Annotated in this window: 20 protein-coding genes; 5 read left to right on the plus strand and 15 right to left on the minus strand. The window is 70.9% G+C overall.

The genetic code is table 11. The features are described 5' to 3' along the window. Nucleotides 1-444 (plus strand): HNH endonuclease signature motif containing protein (locus tag H036_RS24725; RefSeq protein WP_036487204.1); only part of this gene is annotated, 444 nt, incomplete at its 5' end. Nucleotides 445-548: 104 nt separating this feature from the next. Here H036_RS24725 and H036_RS0100200 read toward each other — a convergent pair. Further along, nucleotides 549-2,276: a glycerol-3-phosphate dehydrogenase/oxidase gene (locus H036_RS0100200; protein ID WP_017932746.1), complete on the minus strand. Its 1,728-nt coding sequence runs from the start codon at nucleotides 2,274-2,276 to the stop codon at nucleotides 549-551. Nucleotides 2,277-2,398: 122 nt separating this feature from the next. On the opposite strand from H036_RS0100200, the gene H036_RS0100205 reads away from it, so the two are divergent. Further along, nucleotides 2,399-2,788 (plus strand): hypothetical protein, encoded by a 390-nt coding sequence (locus H036_RS0100205; protein ID WP_017932747.1) that lies wholly within the window; start codon nucleotides 2,399-2,401, stop codon nucleotides 2,786-2,788. A gap of 32 nt (nucleotides 2,789-2,820) precedes the next feature. On the opposite strand, the gene H036_RS0100210 is transcribed toward H036_RS0100205, so the two are convergent. The 7 genes from H036_RS0100210 to H036_RS0100240 are packed head-to-tail and all read right to left on the minus strand — an operon-like array spanning nucleotide 2,821 to nucleotide 10,016. After that, nucleotides 2,821-3,975, minus strand: a complete 1,155-nt coding sequence (locus tag H036_RS0100210; protein ID WP_157416912.1) for an acyl-CoA dehydrogenase family protein — start codon at nucleotides 3,973-3,975, stop codon at nucleotides 2,821-2,823. Further along, nucleotides 3,972-5,159: an acyl-CoA dehydrogenase family protein gene (locus tag H036_RS0100215; protein WP_017932749.1), complete on the minus strand. Its 1,188-nt coding sequence runs from the start codon at nucleotides 5,157-5,159 to the stop codon at nucleotides 3,972-3,974. The genes H036_RS0100210 and H036_RS0100215 overlap by 4 nt, the downstream gene beginning before the upstream one ends. Continuing rightward, the gene (locus tag H036_RS0100220) at nucleotides 5,156-6,394 is read right to left on the minus strand and encodes an acyl-CoA dehydrogenase family protein (RefSeq protein ID WP_017932750.1); all 1,239 of its coding nucleotides are present in this window, start codon (nucleotides 6,392-6,394) and stop codon (nucleotides 5,156-5,158) included. The genes H036_RS0100215 and H036_RS0100220 overlap by 4 nt, the downstream gene beginning before the upstream one ends. Nucleotides 6,395-6,422: 28 nt before the next feature. Next, nucleotides 6,423-7,445 carry a phosphotransferase family protein gene (locus H036_RS0100225; RefSeq protein ID WP_017932751.1) on the minus strand — a complete coding sequence of 341 codons (1,023 nt, stop codon included), beginning with the start codon at nucleotides 7,443-7,445 and terminating at the stop codon, nucleotides 6,423-6,425. After that, nucleotides 7,442-8,467: an NADPH:quinone oxidoreductase family protein gene (locus H036_RS0100230; protein WP_017932752.1), complete on the minus strand. Its 1,026-nt coding sequence runs from the start codon at nucleotides 8,465-8,467 to the stop codon at nucleotides 7,442-7,444. Before H036_RS0100230 ends, H036_RS0100225 begins: the two co-directional genes overlap by 4 nt. Further along, nucleotides 8,464-9,258 carry an SDR family oxidoreductase gene (locus tag H036_RS0100235; protein ID WP_017932753.1) on the minus strand — a complete coding sequence of 265 codons (795 nt, stop codon included), beginning with the start codon at nucleotides 9,256-9,258 and terminating at the stop codon, nucleotides 8,464-8,466. The genes H036_RS0100230 and H036_RS0100235 overlap by 4 nt, the downstream gene beginning before the upstream one ends. Continuing rightward, nucleotides 9,258-10,016: an SDR family oxidoreductase gene (locus H036_RS0100240; protein ID WP_026145672.1), complete on the minus strand. Its 759-nt coding sequence runs from the start codon at nucleotides 10,014-10,016 to the stop codon at nucleotides 9,258-9,260. Before H036_RS0100240 ends, H036_RS0100235 begins: the two co-directional genes overlap by 1 nt. Nucleotides 10,017-10,072: 56 nt before the next feature. On the opposite strand from H036_RS0100240, the gene H036_RS0100245 reads away from it, so the two are divergent. Next, a complete protein-coding gene (locus H036_RS0100245) occupies nucleotides 10,073-10,720 on the plus strand; it encodes a TetR/AcrR family transcriptional regulator (protein WP_017932755.1) in 648 nt (215 codons plus the stop codon). A 15-nt stretch (nucleotides 10,721-10,735) separates the two neighbouring features. Here H036_RS0100245 and H036_RS0100250 read toward each other — a convergent pair whose 3' ends face one another. The 3 genes from H036_RS0100250 to H036_RS0100260 all read right to left on the minus strand — a co-directional run bounded on the left by H036_RS0100250 (nucleotide 10,736) and on the right by H036_RS0100260 (nucleotide 14,385). Continuing rightward, nucleotides 10,736-11,842 carry a GuaB3 family IMP dehydrogenase-related protein gene (locus H036_RS0100250; protein WP_017932756.1) on the minus strand — a complete coding sequence of 369 codons (1,107 nt, stop codon included), beginning with the start codon at nucleotides 11,840-11,842 and terminating at the stop codon, nucleotides 10,736-10,738. A gap of 45 nt (nucleotides 11,843-11,887) precedes the next feature. Then, on the minus strand, nucleotides 11,888-13,387 hold the full coding sequence (guaB, locus tag H036_RS0100255; protein ID WP_017932757.1) for an IMP dehydrogenase: 1,500 nt from the start codon (nucleotides 13,385-13,387) through the stop codon (nucleotides 11,888-11,890). A 68-nt stretch (nucleotides 13,388-13,455) separates the two neighbouring features. Continuing rightward, the gene (locus tag H036_RS0100260; RefSeq protein ID WP_017932758.1) at nucleotides 13,456-14,385 is read right to left on the minus strand and encodes a GNAT family N-acetyltransferase; all 930 of its coding nucleotides are present in this window, start codon (nucleotides 14,383-14,385) and stop codon (nucleotides 13,456-13,458) included. Nucleotides 14,386-14,470: 85 nt separating this feature from the next. On the opposite strand from H036_RS0100260, the gene H036_RS0100265 reads away from it, so the two are divergent. Next, the gene (locus H036_RS0100265) at nucleotides 14,471-15,163 is read left to right on the plus strand and encodes a CPBP family intramembrane glutamic endopeptidase (protein ID WP_017932759.1); all 693 of its coding nucleotides are present in this window, start codon (nucleotides 14,471-14,473) and stop codon (nucleotides 15,161-15,163) included. Here the strand turns inward: H036_RS0100265 and H036_RS0100270 are convergent. Genes H036_RS0100270 through H036_RS0100285 form a run of 4 tightly spaced genes read right to left on the minus strand, consistent with a single transcriptional unit; the run spans nucleotide 15,160 to nucleotide 17,090 of the window. Further along, entirely contained in the window at nucleotides 15,160-15,396 is a 237-nt protein-coding gene (locus tag H036_RS0100270) for a hypothetical protein (protein ID WP_017932760.1), read from the minus strand. The two genes, H036_RS0100265 and H036_RS0100270, sit on opposite strands and share 4 nt — an antisense overlap. Next, nucleotides 15,396-15,899: an RNA polymerase sigma factor gene (locus H036_RS21325; protein ID WP_017932761.1), complete on the minus strand. Its 504-nt coding sequence runs from the start codon at nucleotides 15,897-15,899 to the stop codon at nucleotides 15,396-15,398. Before H036_RS21325 ends, H036_RS0100270 begins: the two co-directional genes overlap by 1 nt. Before the next feature lie 19 nt (nucleotides 15,900-15,918). Then, nucleotides 15,919-16,437, minus strand: a complete 519-nt coding sequence (locus H036_RS0100280; protein WP_017932762.1) for an RNA polymerase sigma factor — start codon at nucleotides 16,435-16,437, stop codon at nucleotides 15,919-15,921. Then, complete coding sequence (locus tag H036_RS0100285) at nucleotides 16,434-17,090, minus strand: hypothetical protein (protein WP_017932763.1); 657 nt, start codon at nucleotides 17,088-17,090, stop codon at nucleotides 16,434-16,436. Before H036_RS0100285 ends, H036_RS0100280 begins: the two co-directional genes overlap by 4 nt. 157 nt (nucleotides 17,091-17,247) lie before the next feature. On the opposite strand from H036_RS0100285, the gene H036_RS0100290 reads away from it, so the two are divergent. After that, nucleotides 17,248-17,664 (plus strand): hypothetical protein, encoded by a 417-nt coding sequence (locus H036_RS0100290; protein WP_017932764.1) that lies wholly within the window; start codon nucleotides 17,248-17,250, stop codon nucleotides 17,662-17,664. Nucleotides 17,665-17,701 lie beyond the last annotated feature (37 nt).

A 17,701-nucleotide genomic window follows, 5' to 3' on the forward strand; every position in this document is an offset into this window, starting at 1 on the left:
ATCCCCATCGAGTACCTGCACAGCGAGCTCGGCATCGCCCAACTCGGCGACACCAACGTCCCCGCCGGGGAAGCACGGCGACTGGCCTGCACCGCCGCGGTCATCCCCTACGTCCTCGGCGGCAAATCCGAACCCCTCGACCTCGGCCGAGCAAGACGCCTCTTCTCACCCGCCCAACACAAAGCCCTCAAGATCCGCGATCGGCACTGCCGCGCCGAAGGCTGCACCGTCCCCGCCACCTGGTGCGACGCCCACCACGAAAACCCCTGGAGCCAGGGCGGACCCACCGACCTGACCAACGCCGCCCTCCTCTGCGGCCACCACCACAGACGAGCCCACGACCCCACCTACGAAACCATCCAGCTCGCCAACGGCGACTACCGCTACCGCCGCAAGGTCAAGATCCGGACACCCCTCCGACACAACCGGCGAGTGTCTCCGTGACGCCCGAGACACTGACCGACGCGGCTCGGACGCGCTGTGGCACGACGGAGCGGCGTACGGCACCCGGCCCTGCGCAGGGGGCCGTCCAGGCGCCCGTCCACGCGTCAGACCAGATCGTCGACCCGGCGGCGCGCCTCATCGGCTTCGGCATCGGTCGTCATCGTCTGGCTCGCCCGCTCGGCGGCGACGCGATGGAGGTACCACTCCACCTGCCGCTCGGTCTCCGCGTCATCCCACCTGAGCTCCGCCGCCATCAGCCGTGCGACCCCCGGGGCCGCCGAGACCCCGCGGTCGAACGTCTCGATCGAGATCCGGGTCCGCCGCGCGAGCACGTCGTCGAGGTGCCGCGCGCCCTCGTGGGTCACCGCATAGACCACCTCGGCGGCGAGGTAGTCCTCCGCGCCCTCGAGCGGTGCGCCCAGCGGGCGACGGTCAGCGATCAGGTCGAGCAGCTCGTCGATGAGACCGCCGTAACGGCGCAGGAGGTGGTCGATCCGCGCCACGTGCAGGCCGGAGCGTCGCGCCAGCAGCACCCGCTGGTTCGAGCGGATCTCGAATCCCTCGGCGCCGAGCAGACGGACCTTGTCGGTGATCGACTCCTGGACGTGCATGTCGGTGGTCGTGCGCAACGAGTGCACAGCGGCGTCGACGGCGTCCCTGGCCATCACCCGGTACGTCGTCAGCTTGCCGCCGGCGATCATCACGAGCCCCGGAACGGGCGTGACGACGGTGTGCTCCCGAGAGATCTTCGAGGTCGGCTCGGATTCGCCGGACAGCAGCGGTCGGAGACCGGCGTACACGCCCTCGACGTCCTCGTGCCCGAGCGGTTCGCGCAGGATGGCGTTGACGTGATCGAGCACGTACTCGATGTCGGCGCGGCTGGCGGCCGGGTGCGCGAGGTCGTAGGTCCATGGGGTGTCGGTGGTGCCGATGATCCAGTGCCGACCCCAGGGGATCACGAAAAGAACCGATTTCTCGGTGCGCACGATGAAGCCGGACTCGCTACGGATCCGGTCGCGCGGAACGACCAGGTGGATGCCCTTGGACGCCTGCACGTGCAGCGCGCCACGGCCGCCGACCATCTCCTGGATGTCGTCGGTCCACACTCCGGCCGCATTGACCACGGTCTTGGCCCGAATCCGGTGCTCGGTGCCCCGCTCCAGATCGCGGGCGATCACGCCGACCACGCGCTCGCCCTCGCGCAGGAAGCCGGTGACCCGCATCCTGGTGGCGACGTGAGCACCGTGTCGCGCCGCGGTGCGGGCGATCGTCATCACCAGGCGGGCGTCGTCGACCTGAGCGTCGTAGTACTGGATCGCGCCGGTGATCGTGTCGGTGCGGAAGTCGGGCGCGATCCGGCTGACGGTCCTACGCGTCAGGTGCCGGTGTCGCGGCAGGCCCATCCCGGCGCTGCCCACCAGTGCCATGCCGTCATAGAGCGCGAGGCCGCTGCCGACGTACCCGCGCTCCCAGACAGGGTGGGTCAGCGGATAGAGGAACGGCACCGGCCGGACCAGGTGTGGCGCCAGCCGGGTGAGCAGCAGGCCACGCTCCTGCAACGCCTCGCGGACGAGCGCGAAATCAAGCATCTCCAGGTAGCGCAGGCCGCCGTGGATCAGCTTGCTGCTGCGACTGCTGGTGCCCGAGGCCAGGTCGCGCTGCTCCAGCAGACCGGTCGAGAGGCCACGGGTGACGGCGTCCAGCGCCACTCCGGTCCCCACCACTCCTCCCCCGACCACGAGCACGTCGAGCTCAGGCTCACCGGCCGAGCCGGTCATCGCCGCGAGCGCGGCGGCACGGGCATCGGGGCTCAGCACTCCGGGCCGGGTCATGTGGACAGTGTGTCAGGGACGACCAGGAAGGCCTCCAGGCAGGCGACCCGTGTGGCGCTGCGCCGGGCGGCCGGATCGGCGATCCGGCCGCCGTGACGGCTCACCTGCGGCACACTCCCGATATGCAAGAGACGGCCCTGGTCCGCGAGCAGACTGCCGGCTCCCGACGTGATCGAGGGGCCGGGTGGACGATCGTCGTGCTCTCGATCCTCGCCGGGGCCCTCCTCACCATCTTCCTCGCCGTGACCACCACGGACTCCTACGACCGGACCCACGGGCGGCGGATGGAGTTCGGCGCCCCGTTCGTCTCGGTCGTCCAGGACCAGACCGCCTCTGATCCGCCGCCGAACACCCGCTCCGGGCTCTCATCTCCGCTGGAGTTCCCGGTGCGCGTGCGGCCCCTGCCCGCGGCGACGGATGTCGTGGTGCTGGCCGCCCCGGTGGCCGTCGTCCTCGGCACGGGCTGGTGGCTCGTCCGTCGTTCGCGACGCGACATCTTCCGGGCCGACTGAGCGGACGGCCGGCCCGGCGACCTCGGCACCGATCAGACGGTGAGCCCCACCAGCTCGCCCAACCGCGCCCGGTGATGACCCGGCAGGCCGAGCGCGATCTGGTCGGCCTTGGCCCGCTTGAGGAAGAGATGGGTCGGGTGCTCCCACGTCATGCCGATGCCGCCGTGCAGCTGGACGGCCTCCTCGGCGGCGAGCACCGCCACCTCCGAGCACCACGCAGCCGCCGTGTGCGCCGCGATCTCCGCCTCCACCGCGCCGGGGTCGGCCGCGAGTGCGGCCGCCGCGTAGCGAGCCACCGCCGAGGCACCCTCCACGGCGGTGTAGAGATCGGCGAGACGGTGCTTGAGCGCCTGGAACCCGCCCACGATCCGGCCGAATTGCCGTCGCTCCTGCAGATAGCCCACCGTTGAGGCCAGGCACTGCTGGGCAACGCCGACCTGCTCGGAGGCGAGCAGAACGGTGCCGGCGAGCAGCCCCGCCCGTATGGCGGAGGTCGCATCACCCGCGACGACGACCGTGCCCGCGGCCGGGTCGACGACGACATCCGCCAGCTGGCGGCTCATGTCGAGCGAGACGACCGGAGTCAGCGTCGCCTCGCTCGCCGCGACGGCCCGCACCTCGATCCCGGTGCCGGCGGCCACCGGAACCAGCAGGGTGTCCGCCTCCAGCACGCCGGCCACGCTGCGCACCGTGGCAGCACCGACGAGCGGGACGGGCCAGGCGAACGCGGTCGGCAGCGGCACCACCAACGCGGCGGTACGCCGACCCGCGGCCAGCTCGGCCAGCAGCTCACGGCCCGCGTCGGTCGGGGCGTGCGCCAGCGCGGTCGCGGCGACGACGGCGCTGGTCAGGAACGGCACCGGGGCCACCGACCGGCCCAGCTCCTCCAGCACGATCGCGGCTTCGCGGGCGGTGGCGCCTGCCCCGGCGTACTGCTCGGGGACCAGCAGACCCGCCAGGCCGAGCTCGGTCGCGAGCCCACGCCACAGCGGCTCGACCATGCCTCGGTCGCCGTCGTAGAGCGCTGCGACCTCGCTCGCCGGGCAGCGATCGCCCAGGAACCCGGCGACCGCAGCACGCAGATCGCGATCGTCATCGGAGTCCAGGAGCTCGAGCTCGTCATAGGCCACGCTGCTCACCGGCTCATCCACCGGCCGATCCAGGGGCCGATCCAGGGGCTGAGTCATCGGGGCACCTCCTTCCAGGCGACGTCCTTGTCGACGCGCGGCTCAGCGGGCAGACCGAGCACCCGCTCGGCGACGATGTTGCGCAGGATCTCCGAGGTGCCGCCCTCGATGGAGTTCCCCTTGGCGCGCAGGTAGCGGTAGACCGCGTCACGCCCGGTGAAGTCGACGTGCTCGGGACGCCGCATGGTCCAGCCCGGCTCACTCTCGTAGCGCAGCCCGTCCTCGCCCCTGATCTCCAGGTCCAGGCCGGAGAGCTGCTGGTTGAGCCGCGCGAAGGTGAGCTTCATCGCCGAGCCGGCCGGTCCGGGCTGGCCGACGGCGAGCTGCTGGCGCAGTCGCTGCCCGGTGTAGCGGGCAACCTCGGCCTCGACGTACAGGCGCATCAACCGGTCGTGCAGCTCGGCCGTGTGCTGCTCCGGGTGCTCGCGCCAGGACGCCGCGACCAGGCCGAGCATGCCGCCCTCGCGGGGCGCCGCATGGCCGCCGATGGCGACACGTTCGTTGTTGAGGGTGCCGTTGGCGACCCGCCAGCCGTCGCCGACCTCACCGACCCGCATCGCGTCGGGGATGCGTACGTCGGTCAGGAAGACCTCGTTGAACTCCGCCTCCCCGGTGATCTGCCGCAGCGGCCGGACCTCGACGCCCGGATCATGCATGTCCACCAGGAAGTAGGTGATGCCACGGTGCTTGGGCACGTCCGGGTCGGTGCGCGCGACCAGGATCGCGAAGTCGGCGTTGTGCGCGCCCGAGGTCCACACCTTCTGGCCGTTGACCACCCACCCATCACCGTCCGGGACAGCCCGGGTCGCCAGACCGGCCAGGTCGGAGCCCGCCCCCGGCTCGGAGAAGAGCTGGCACCAGATCTCCTCGCCGCACCACAGCGGCTCCAAGAAGCGCTGCCGTTGCTCCTCGCTCGCATACCCGAGCAGGGTCGGTGCGACCATGCCGAGCCCGATGCCGTTCGCGCGTGGGTTGTTGTCGGGCGCGCCGGCTGCGGCGAAGAGGCCCTCGACCATCGGCTGCAGCCCCCGCGCCACACCGAGCCCGCCGTGCCCCTCCGGAAAGTGCACCCAGGCCAGCCCGGCGGCATAGCGCGCATGCAGGAACGCGCTCCGCTCGGTCGACGCCGGCGGATGCTCAGCCAGGAACGCCGCGACCCGGTCGCGCAGCTCGGCCGGGCTCATCGCGCCGCCTCCGCCGTACGACGGGCGTGCTGGCGACGCAGCTCGGCCTTGGCGAGCGCGTTCTTGTGCACCTCGTCGGGTCCGTCGGCGAAGCGCAGCGTGCGGATCCCGGCGTAGGCGCGTGCCAGCGGGAAGTCCTGCGAGAGCCCGCCGGCGCCGTGCGCCTGGATGGCCTTGTCCAGGATCCACTGCACGGTGGCCGGCGTGGCGATCTTGATCGCCTGGATCTCGGTGTGCGCACCCTTGTTGCCGACCGTGTCCATCAGCCACGCGGTCTTGAGCACCAGCAGCCGCAGCTGCTCGATGCGCACCCGCGACTCGGCGATCCACTCCCGGATGACGCCCTGGTCGGCGAGCGGCCGGCCGAACGCGACCCGCTCCTCGACCCGTGCGCACATCAGCTCGATCGCCTTCTCCGCCAGTCCGATCGACCGCATGCAGTGATGGATCCTGCCGGGACCGAGCCGGGCCTGAGCGATCGCGAAGCCCATCCCCTCGGCACCGATGAGGTTGCCGGCCGGCACCCGTACGTCGTCGAGCAGGATCTCCGCGTGACCGCCGTGCTCGTGGTCGTCGTACCCGAAGACCTCCATGCCCCGCTTGACCGTCACACCCGGGGCGTCGCGCGGCACCAGGATCATCGACTGCTGGCGGTGTCGCTCGGCGTCGGGGTCGGTCTTGCCCATCACGATGAGGATCCGGGCGTTGGGGTTCATCGCGCCCGTGATCCACCACTTGCGGCCGCTGACGACGTAGGCGGCGCCGTCACGGGTGATGCGGGTGCCGATGTTGGTCGCATCCGAGGAGGCGACATCGGGCTCGGTCATCGCGAACGCGGAGCGGATCTCGCCGCTCAGCAGCGGCTCCAGCCACTGCCGCCGCTGCTCCTCGTCGCCGAAGTCGTGCAGCAGCTCCATGTTGCCGGTGTCGGGAGCCGCGCAGTTCAGCACCGCCGGCGCGAGCGCACAGCGGCCGGTGATCTCGGCGAGCGGGGCGTACTGCAGGTTGGTCAGCCCGGCGCCCGCCTCGCCGGGCAGGAAGAGATTCCACAGTCCACGACGCTTGGTCTCGGCACGCAGCTCGACGAGCGCCGGCACGGTGTCCCACGCCCACGGATCGTCCTGGGCGGCCAGCTGCTGCTCGAACAGCTCCTCGGCGGGCTCGATCTGGCTGGTCATGAAGTCGAGCAGCTGAGCGCGCAGCTCCTCGGTACGGGCGTCGTGGGCGAAGTCCATCGGTGCTCCTCTGGTTGGTCGCTGGGTCTCAGTCTTGGTCGAGGGCGTCCAGCCCCACCGCGAGCAGCGGGTGGATGGCCTCCCCGATGTGCTCGAAGCCCGGCCCGACGGTCTGGCCGTGCAGGTAGCGGTAGTGGATCCCTTCCAAGATGACCGCGAGCTTGAACGCGGCCAGCCCGAGGTAGAACCCGAAGCGGCTCAGGTCACGGCCGCTGCCGTCGTCGTACCGCTGCAGGATCTCGGTCTCACCCAGGTAGCCGGGCGCCTCGCCGACGTCGGAGACAAGGCTGCCGAGACTCGCCCCGAGGCGCTGGTAGAGCAGCATCAACGCCAGGTCGGTGAGCGGGTCGCCCAGGGTCGCCATCTCCCAGTCGAGTACGGCGACCAGCTGGTCGTGCCCGTCCACGAGCACGTTGTCCAGCCGGTAGTCACCGTGCACGATCCCGGGGGCGGACTCCGGCGGCACGCTGCCCGCCAACCGGTGGTAAAGCTGCTCGGCCGCGGGCAGGTCGCGGGTGTGGGAGGCGTCGAGCTGGGTCTTCCAGCGGGCGACCTGGCGAGCCAGGAACCCCTCGGCCCGGCCGAAGTCGGCCAGGCCGACGGCGGCCGGGTCGACCGCGTGCAATGTGGCGAGGGTGTCGACCAGGCGGGTGGAGATGCCGCGCACGCGCTCCGCGCCGAGCGGGCTCAGCTCCGAGGCCCGACGGTAGGGAGTGCCGACGACCTTGGCCATCACGTAGAACGGCGACCCGATCACGTCGAGGTCCTCGCACAGCGCGAACGTCTCCGGCACCGGCACCGCCGTCGGGCGCAGCGCGCTCATCACGCGGTGCTCGCGGGACATGTCGTGGGCGGTGGCGAGGACGTGTCCCAGCGGTGGGCGCCGTAGGATCCAGACGCCGGTGCCGTCGGTGACCTCGTAGGTCAGGTTGGACTTCCCGCCCGCGATCAGGGTCGCTCGCAGGTCACCGTCGAGGGGCCCGACGTAGTCAGGCCACCAGATGCCGAGCCGGTCGAGATCGAGTCCCGGCGGGGTGCTCGGGGCGCTCATGGGTTCTGCCCCACGCCAGCGAGGGCCGGGATGAACACCACCCGGCCGACGGTGTCGCCGTCGGCGAGCCGCTGGACGCCGTCGGCGACCTGGTCCAGCCCCAGCCGCTCACTGACCAGTGGCTTGATCAGGCCCTGAGCGGCCAGCGCGGTCAGCTCGTCGTGGCATGCGCGCACCACCCCAGGGTTGCGGGTGTTGTAGAGCCCCCAGTGCAGACCGATGATCGAGTAGTTCTTGATCAGGGCGTGGTTGAGCGCGGCCTCCTGGATCCGGCCGCCGGCGAAGCCGATCACCAGGATCCTGCCCTCGAAGGCGATGCACTTGGTCGAGCGGTCGTAGGTGTCGCCGCCGACCGGGTCGTAGATCACGTCGGCGCCGCGGCCGTCGGTGTACTCCTTGACCACCGCCACGAAGTCCTCACGGTGCCGGTCGACGACGACGTCGGCGCCGAGCTGCCGCGCGACCTCGGCCTTCGCCTCACCGCCGACCACACCGATCACGGTCGCACCGGCGGCCTTGCCGAGCTGTACGGCGGCGCTCCCGACACCGCCCGCTGCCGCGTGCACCAGCAGGGTCTCCCCGGGTTGCAAGCGGGTACGACGGTGCAACGCGAACCAGCCGGTCTGGTAGCCGATGAAGAGCGAGGCCGCCTCCGCGTCATCGAGCGCCTCGGGGGCCGGGAACGTCATCGCCGCCTCCAGCAGCGCCAGCTCGGCGAACCCGCCGTACGGCATCGTCGGGGCTCCGATGACCCGGTCGCCCGGCGCGAGCCCGGTCACGCCGGCGCCGACCGCGACGACCTCGCCGCAGAGTTCGGCGCCCGGGGTGAAGGGCAGCTCGGGGCGCACCTGGTAGAGGCCGCGGCACATCAGCGCATCCGGGAAGTTGGCCGGCACCGCCAGCACCCGGACGACCAGCTGGCCGGGTCCCGGTGTGGGCCTCTCGACGTCGACCAGCCGGAGCACGTCCCTGGGCTCGCCGAGCTCGCTGACCCGCCATGCCAACATCCCGGTGCTCGTCACGCTCGTGCCTCCTCGATCTTGCGCTGCAGCCGGTTCATGCCGCCCAGCCAGGTGTCGGTGTTGCTGGCGCGGGCGGCGTAGTAACCGGCGACCTCGGGGTGCGGCAGGATCAGGAACCGCTCGCTGCCGAGTGCCTCCCACACCGTCTCCGCGACCACGTCCGGCGCCAGCGCCTCGTCCCGGCTGAGCAGCTGCTGCAGCTCACCGGAGCGGGTCAGCATGTCGGTCTGCACACCCTGCGGGCAGATGGCCTGGACCACGATCCCGCGGTGGCGGTAGGTCGCCGAGAGCCACTCGGCGAAGGCGACGGCCGCGTGCTTGCTCACCGAGTACGCCGGGGCGTCCAGCATGGTCAGCAGGCCGGCCGCGGAGGCCGTCACCACGAAGCGTCCCCTGCCCCGCTCCAGCCACTCCGGCACCAGCAGCCGGGCGGCGCGCACGTGCGCCATCACGTTGAGCTCGTGGGTGTCGGCCCAGTCCTGCTCGCTCATCTCCAGCCCGCGGCCGCGATCGATCCCGGCGTTGCCGAACCACGCGTCGATGCCGCCCAGGTGGTCGCGGGCAGCCTCGACCAGAGACGCGATCCCGGCCTCACCGGCCACGTCCCCAGGTACGGCGAGGGCATCGAGCCGATGCGCCACCTCTGCCAGCGGCTCGGCGTCGCGGTCCGCGACGACGACCCGGCAGCCGCCGGCGGCCAGCCTGCTCGCGAGCGCTCGGCCGATGCCGCGCGCGGCACCGGTGACGACCACCCGGGTGCCGGGCTCCAGGCCCGGCGGCTGCTCGCTCATCAGATCGCCGCCGACCCCACGGTGACACCGCCGTCGACGGTGACCAGCTGCCCGGTCATCCAGCCGGCGTCCTCGGAGAGCAGGAAGGCGACCACACCGGCGATGTCCTCCGGCACGCCGAGGCGCTTGAGCGGGTACGGCTCGGCGACCTTCTCCTCGCGGCCCTCGTAGAGAAGCGTCGCGAACTGCGTCTTGACCACGGCCGGCAGCACCGCGTTGATCCGCACGTTCGGGCCGAGCTCGACGGCCAGCTCCTGGGTGATGTAGTTGAGCATCGACTTGCTGGCGCCGTACATCGCGATCAGCGGGGTCGGGCCGAGGCCGGCGACCGAGGAGACGTTGACGATCGCGCCGCCGTGCTCGGCCATCCAGCCGCGGTGGACCTGCTGGACCAGGCTGATCCCGGCGAAGCAGTTGACGTCGACGGTCTTGCGGGCGGCCTCCAGGTCGAGCTGGAGCAGACCGCCGGCGACCGGGTTGATCCCGGCGTTGTTGACCAGGAGATCGGCGCTGCCGAAGGCCTCGATCGCGGTCGCGACGACCTCGGCCTGGTGGTCCACGTCGTCGACCCGGCCAGCGACCCCGCGGGCGTGGTCGGGACCGCCGAGCGCCGCCACGGCCTCCTCGAGCGGCTCGGGCTTGCGGGCGGTCAGGACCACCCGGGCGCCGTCGGCGACCAGTCGCTGGGCGATCCCGAGGCCGATGCCTCGGCTCGCCCCGGTGATGATCGCCGTCCTGCCCTCGAACCGTCCGGCCACGCGGGCCTCCTTCATGGGATAGTCATATGACTAAGCGCTTGCTTAGGATGGTCACGATGCCGTACGACGCGGCACGGGTCAACACCCTGGATGCGAGCACAGGAGGGCCGATGGGCGAGGTGGCGCAGGGGGCCGGACGTGGTGACCTCACCCGTGCCCGCCTGCTCGACGCGGCTGTGCACGCCTTCGGCGCGAAGGGCTTCCACGGCACGACGACGCGCGATATCGCCGCCGCGGCCGGGATGAGTCCGGCCGCCGTCTACGTGCACCACCGCTCCAAGGAGGAGCTCCTCCACGTCATCTCCCGCGAAGGTCACCGGACCACGCTGGAACTCATCCGCAGCGCCGGTGCGACCGGATCGCCGACGGAGCGGCTCGCGGCGATCGCGCGCGACTTCGGCCGCCACCACGCGCAGGGGCACACCTGGGCCCGGATCGTGAACTACGAGTTGGAGTCGCTCTCCCCCGAGCACCGCGAGGAGATCCGCGACCTGCGCATCGCCATCGAGCACGAGGTGCGCACCGTCATCGAGGCCGGGATGGCATCGGGCGAGTTCGACGTGGCCGACCCCAGCATGGCGACCACCGCAGTGCTGTCGCTGGGCATCGACATCGCCCGGTGGTACCGCGACGACGGCCGCTGGAGCCCCGACGACGTCGGGGACCACATGGCGGTGCTGGCGCTGCGGATCGTCGCCGCCTGAGTCAGACCGCCGGAGTCAGGCGAGCACGACCTCGACGCGCTGGAACTCCTTGACGTCGGTGTAGCCGGTGGTCGCCATCGAGCGCTTGAGGGCTCCGATGAGATTCATGGTGCCGTCGGCGACGTGGCTGGGACCGAGCAGGATCTCCTCGAAGCTGCCGACGGTCTCGAACTCCACACGCTGACCGCGCGGCAGGTCCTGGTGGTGCGCCTCGGCGCCCCAGTGGAAGCCGCGGCCGGGGGCGTCGCTGGCCCGGGCGAACGGGCTTCCCACCATCACCGCGTCGGCGCCGCAGGCGATCGCCTTGGCGACGTCACCCGAGCGGCCGATCGAGCCGTCGGCGATGACGTGGACGTAGCGGCCGCCGGACTCGTCGAGGTAGTCGCGGCGGGCGGCCGCGACATCGGCGACGGCGCTGGCCATCGGCACCGCGACGCCGAGCACGGTGCGGGTGGTGTGGGCCGCCCCGCCGCCGAAGCCGACGAGTACGCCGGCGGCGCCCGTGCGCATCAGGTGCAGCGCCGCCTGGTGGGTCGCGCAGCCGCCGACGATGACCGGCACGTCGAGCTCGTAGATGAACTCCTTGAGATTGAGCGGCTCGGCCTGGCCGCTCACGTGCTCGGCACTGACGGTGGTCCCGCGGATGACGAACAGGTCGACGCCGGCGTCGGTGACGGTCTTGGCGAACTCCTTGGTCCGCTGCGGGCTCAGCGCACCGGCGACGGTGACCCCCGCCTCGCGGACCTCGCGCAGCCGCTCGGTGATCAGCTCGGCCTTGATCGGCTCGGTGTAGATCTCCTGCAGCCGGCGGGTGGCGTCGACGCCGCGGAGCCCGGCGACCTCGGCCAGCAGCGGCTCGGGGTCGGCGTACCGGGTCCAGATGCCCTCGAGGTTGAGCACACCCAGACCACCGAGCTGACCGAGCTTGATCGCGGTGGCCGGCGACATGACCGAGTCCATCGGCGCGGCGAGCACCGGGATGTCGAAGCGGTAGGCGTCGATCTGCCAGTCAGTGCTGACCTCCTCCGGGTCACGCGTGCGGCGGCTCGGCACGATCGCCACGTCGTCGAAGGAGTAGGCGCGTCGGGCCCGCTTGGCACGTCCGATCTCGATCTCGGTCACCGGAGGAGTCTATGGCCCGGGGTGGCCACGCCCGCAAAGTGACGCTCAGCTGTGGTAGTTCGGCGCCTCGACCGTCATCTGTACGTCGTGCGGGTGGCTCTCCTTCAGCGAGGCCGAGGTGATCCGCATGAAGCGGCCCTTGTCCTGCAGCTCAGCGACGGTCCGCGCACCGACGTAGAACATCGTCTGGTGCAGGCCGCCGACGAGCTGGTGGGCGACGGTGGCGAGCGAGCCCTTGAAGGGGACCTGGCCCTCGATGCCCTCGGGGACGATCATGTCGTCGCTGGTGACCTCAGCCTGGAAGTAGCGGTCCTTGGAGTAGGACTTCTTGCCGCGGCTCGACATCGCACCCATCGACCCCATGCCCCGGTAGGCCTTGAACTGCTTGCCGTTGATCAGCAGCAGGTCGCCCGGAGCCTCCTCGGTGCCGGCCAGCATCGAGCCGAGCATGACCGTGTCGGCACCCGCCACGATCGCCTTGCCGATCTCGCCGGAGTAGCGCAGGCCGCCGTCGGCGATCACGGGTACGCCGGCGGGCTTGCACGCCAGCGAGGCCTCGTAGACAGCGCTGACCTGCGGCACGCCGACCCCGGTCACGACACGGGTGGTGCAGATGGAGCCCGGGCCCACGCCGACCTTGACCGCGTCGGCACCGGCGTCGACGAAGGACTGGGCGCCCTCCTTGGTCGCGACGTTGCCGCCGATGACCTGGACGTGCTTGGTGGCCGGGTCGGACTTGAGCCGCTTGACCATGTCGATCAGCATCTGCACGTTGCCGTGCGCGGTGTCCGCGACGAGCACGTCGACGCCGGCCTCGATCAGGGTGGTCGCGCGCAGCCAGGCGTCGCCGAAGTAGCCGATCGCGGCACCGACCAGAAGACGACCCTGAGCGTCGTAGGAGGCGTCCGGGAACTGCTCGCCCTTGACGAAGTCCTTGACCGTGATCAGGCCGGTCAGCTTGCCCTCGGCGTCGACCAGCGGGAGCCGCTCACGCTTGTGGCTGCGCAGCAGCGTGGTCGCGTCCTCGCGGGAGATGTCGGACGGCCCGGTGATCAGCGGCATCGGTGTCATCACCTCGTCGACCTTGGTCGTCGCCCACTCGGCAACCGGCGTGAACCGCAGGTCGCGGTTGGTGATCATGCCGATCAGGCGGGCGTCGGAGTCGACGACCGGGAAGCCGGAGATGCGGTACTCGCCGGCGAGCTTGTCGAGCTGCTCGAGGGTGGCGTCGGGGCCGATGGTGACCGGGTTGGAGATGATCCCGGTCTGGGTCCGCTTGACCAGGTCGACCTGGTAGGCCTGGTCCTCGATCGAGAGGTTGCGGTGCAGCACGCCGATGCCGCCCTGGCGGGCCATCGCGATCGCCATCCGCGACTCGGTGACGGTGTCCATCGCGGCCGAGATCAGCGGCACCTTGATCGAGATCTCGCGAGTGAGCCGACTGGTGGTGTCGATGTCGGACGGCGCGAGGTCCGAATAGCCGGGCAGGAGGAGGACGTCGTCGTAGGTGAGGCCGAGCGTCGCGAACTTCTCCGGGATCTCCATGACGGGATTCTACGTTCGGACCTCCGGCCGCGCCGAAACGAGGCACCAGCTGTTGGCCTGATGTTCGCTCAGAGCATCAGGGGCCGGAGCTTGTGCACCGGTACGCGCACGGTCAGCTCCCCGCCGGCCATCCGGATCAGCCCGCGCATGCCGGCCGCCAGCACCAGCGGCAGCACCGCCTGGTTGTCGGCGGTGGTGGCGAGCAGCAGCGCGTCCGCGCCCCGGGCACGGGCGAGACGGGAGACCTGCACGAGCAGACGGGTGCCGATGCCGCGGCGACGCCAGGCCGGCTCGACGCTGACGGTGATCCGGTAGGTCTCCTCGCCCACCGCACCGTCGACGGCGCCGTCCTGGTCGTGCACCGTGGCCCGGCCGACCACCACGCCGTCCAGCAGCGCCGTCACGGTGGGGCCGTCCACCACATACTCCGGTACGGCGTCGGCGCCCGGCAGCGGATCGCTCGCCCAGGACCCCGATGTCTCCCGGTCCCGCTGCAGGACGTCGCTGACCAGGTCGGCGAGCGCGGCCCCGCGGGCGTGCTCGGTCGCGGTGAAGGGCGTGCGGCGGCGTACCTGGACCTCGACGTCGCCGACCGTCATCTCCATCACGTCGTCGGGGCCGTCGGACCCCTCGGGCTGGAGCTCGGTGTCGGTGTCGAAGAGCCGGCTGACCACCTCGGGGAACGACAGCGGCCGCTCCAGGATCATCTGCGCGGCTCGGATGTAGCGGGTGGGCTGGTCGACCAGCGCGGCCTCCCGCGAGGGCAGCACCACCACCCCGCTGCCACCGCTCTCCTCCAGCAGCACGGCGACCTGTGCCGCGTCCCAGCCGAGGGGGGTGCGCAGCACCAGCTCGTCGGTCACGTCCTCGACGCCGGGGAAGATCTGCAGACCCAGGATGTTGACGCCCGCCTCGCCGCAGCGCTTCGCCAGCACGGCCAGGGCGCCGGGCCGGTCGGGAAGCGTGGTGCGTACCCGCCAGAGCATGGAGTCGATCATTCCTCCACCGTGCAGCGTCGATGTTGCACCGAGGTTTCAGGCGTGCAACGCATCCCGCGAGGCACTCTGGTGTACCTCCGAACCCATGGAAGGTGTCGTCGCGTGGTTGCGTCGGTCGCTGTGGGACGCCGTGCCGCGCGACCACCGCGAACCCCTGCCACGGCTGCGTCGGCGGCAGTGGACGACCGGCGCCTTCGCCGTGCTCGGGGCCGCCGTGCTCGGCCTCACCCTCCACCTGGAGCCCGGCAACGCGTGGTTCTACCCCGCCACGGTGGGGCTGGCGGCGGTGTGGATCGCGGGGGCGTTCGCGTCCGGGCAGCTCCACCTGGGCCGGATCGCCACCGCACGCGGGTTGGCCCGGCCCTGGGTCTCGCCCTTGCTGCTTGGTCTGGCGCTGGCCGCGGTGTTCACCGCCGGTGCGCTGGTGGTGCGCGAGATCCCCTACCTGGGCGACCGGGTCGCCGGCGTGCTCGACTACACCGGCTCCGGCCCGCTGCCGGTGCTGATGCTGGTCACGGCGCTCAACGGCGTGGCCGAGGAGTTGTTCTTCCGCGGCGCACTCTATGCGGCGGTGCCGTCGCGGCCGGTGCTGTGGACGACCCTGGCCTACACCGTGGTGACAGCGGCGAGCGGCAACGTGATGCTCGCCCTGGCCGCGGTCATCCTCGGCCTCGTGGTGGGGCTGGAGCGGCGCGCCTCCGGCGGCGTCCTCGCCCCGATCCTGACGCACGTGAGCTGGTCGCTGGTGGTCCTGCTGGTGCTGCCGCCGTTGTTCTAGGGCTCGTCTGAGGAAACGGCAGGCGCCGACCGGGCTCGCAGCCGCGCGAGAAGGCCGTCGGGGTCCTCGAACTCGGCTCGGGAGACGAGCTGCTCCGCGTCCGCGAATCCGATCTGCGCGGCGACCTTCTGTAGCCGGGCCGTCTCCGACTCATCGTCCGTGTTCTGCGTGCCCACCGAGGTCTCCTCCTGCTGCGTGTTTCCCCCGCTTCGGCTGCCTAACGGATCGCCCATCAACCGCCTTCTTCTTTGTACAGCCTCTCGATCGAGGCGCGCAGCCGACTCACCCGAGTGGTGTAGGCGGTGGCGGTGATCCCCAGGACTGAGGCCGCTTGGTCGGTGGTGAGTCCTCGGAGATGAGCCAGGTCGAAAAGCTCTCGTTGAGTCTCGGAAAGCCGCTGATAGACCCTCCTGCCGACCAGGGAGTCGACAACCTCGGCATCCGCTCCAGTTGTCCTCTGGTGCGCATGATGGGTGCCGTCGTCCAGGTCGGCCTCGGCCCGTCGATGCTTCCACCGCCGCCGGACCTCTTGGCGAATCTTGTTGCGCGCGACGCCGACCGTCCAGGCCGGCCAGTTCTCGTCCGAGCCCGGCGCGACGTTGCGCTTGCGCCAGACCACCTCGAAGGTCTCGCTGACGACGTCCTCGGCGGGCCCCGTGCCCAGGCGTCGCGCCGCGAACGCGAAGACGTCGTCGCGCATCCGGAGGTAGAGCGTGCGGAACTCGTCCTCGGTCACCGCGCCAGGCCCTCAAGACTCATGCCTCGCACCCTTCGAGATCGAACAGGGCGCTGCGTAGCTCGGCGCGGGCCGCCGCGTAACGACTACGCGCCGTCGACGGATTGAGGTCGAGGAGGTCCGCGGCCTCGGTGACGCTGAAGCCGTCCCAGTGCACCAGCAGCATCAGCTCACGCTGCTCATCCTTGAGCCGGTCGACCGCGTCACGCACCGCGATCGTGGTGGCCGGGTCGGCCACGACCACGGGTGCGGCGCGGAGCGACTCGCGCAGCCTCTCCACCAGTGCGCTTCGTCGTCGGCGTGAGCGGCGGTGGTTGCCCAGAACGAAACGGGCGATGCCGAAGAGCCACATCCGTTGGCGGGTGGCGTCGTCACACGGAAGCGCGTCGATGCGACGCCAGGCCGCCATCGCCGTCTCGGACAACAGGTCGGCGGCGTCCTGCCGGTCGGAGAGCCGGTTCTCGAAGTAGGCGATCAGGTCTCGACCGTTGGCCTCCAGCGCCTGCCGCAAGGCGGCGGCCTCGGCAGCCGCGGTCAACGCTGTGCCTCGGGACAGTCATCGCCTGTGATCGGTTGCAGCATGTCGGTGGCCAGCCCGCGGGCGCGCAAGGCGGTGTTCACGCCGCGCATCAGCTCGATGGCAGGGGCGCGGACTCGCATCTGTGTCTCAGTCTCGGGTGGCGCCAGCTCGTCGGGCGGCTCGATCGCCTCCTCACGCTTGTGTGCCGCGATGGCGTCTGCGCGATACCGGGCGAGGACCGCGGGCGAGAGGAGCGATTCCGGATCCACGCTCTTGACGTAGTCGGTGGCCACCTTCCAGACGTCCCGCCACTCGTCGGCATCGTGGGCGATCGGGTCCTCGTCCACCGGAACCACGGTGTAGTCGGCGTGGCAGGTGGTCCCGTCGGGAAGCGGGATCGCGAGCCTGACCGCCCAGGGGTCGTTGTCCCAGCTCTTGCCGTCGTGCGGCTGCGGGAGGAATCCGCCGGCGTCAGCGCCGGCGCCGGCCATCGCGAGGACGACGGCACCGGCGGCGAGACCGAGGAACGTGCGGCGGCGACGACGACGCGGGCGTCGTCTGGCCTCTGCCTCCGCCGCGCGCAGCACGTCGACCATCGCCTCGTGGGACCGCGCCGTCACTACGGATGCCGGCCTCGCCTCCACCAGCAGGCCGTCCAGCTCGTCGTCCATCAGATCTCCTCCGTGCAGTGGCGGTGTCACTCGCTACGTGTCCGCGAAGGCGATGAACGTCCATGCCATCAAGAAATTGTGACTGGATGTGACATCACCGGCCGAGGAGCGATGAGGGGATGGAACGCCGCACTGGGCGGCGTTGGGAAGGAACACGATGAACAAGCTCATCGCACTCACCATGGGTGCACTCGTCGCGACACTCGGCCTGACGACGATGCCGGCTCACGCCGGACCGGCAACGGGCAATGGGCAAGCCGGGCCTGGCGGCACGATCCGCAACCTGTTCGAGCAGAACGTCGACGGCAGCGGCTACACGTGGACGACCTATGGCACCAGCGCGTGTACTGCCACCACCTCCGACGTCGACGACTCGTACGCGGACATGGACAAGCAGCACAACTGGGACAACGTCGCCTCGTTCGCCCACGACTACAACGGCTGCGACACGAAGCTCTACCAGTTCACCAACTTCGACACGGCGCTGACGGGGTGGGTCAACTATGGGTCGGCAGGCCAGAGCCTTGCCGGCGCCGCCCTGAACAACAAGACCTCGTCCTACAAGCTCAGCTAGCTCCCTTCGCATCGGGCCGCGGCCGCAACCTTCCCGG

This window comes from Nocardioides sp. Iso805N (assembly GCF_000364605.1).
Lineage (GTDB): Bacteria > Actinomycetota > Actinomycetes > Propionibacteriales > Nocardioidaceae > Nocardioides.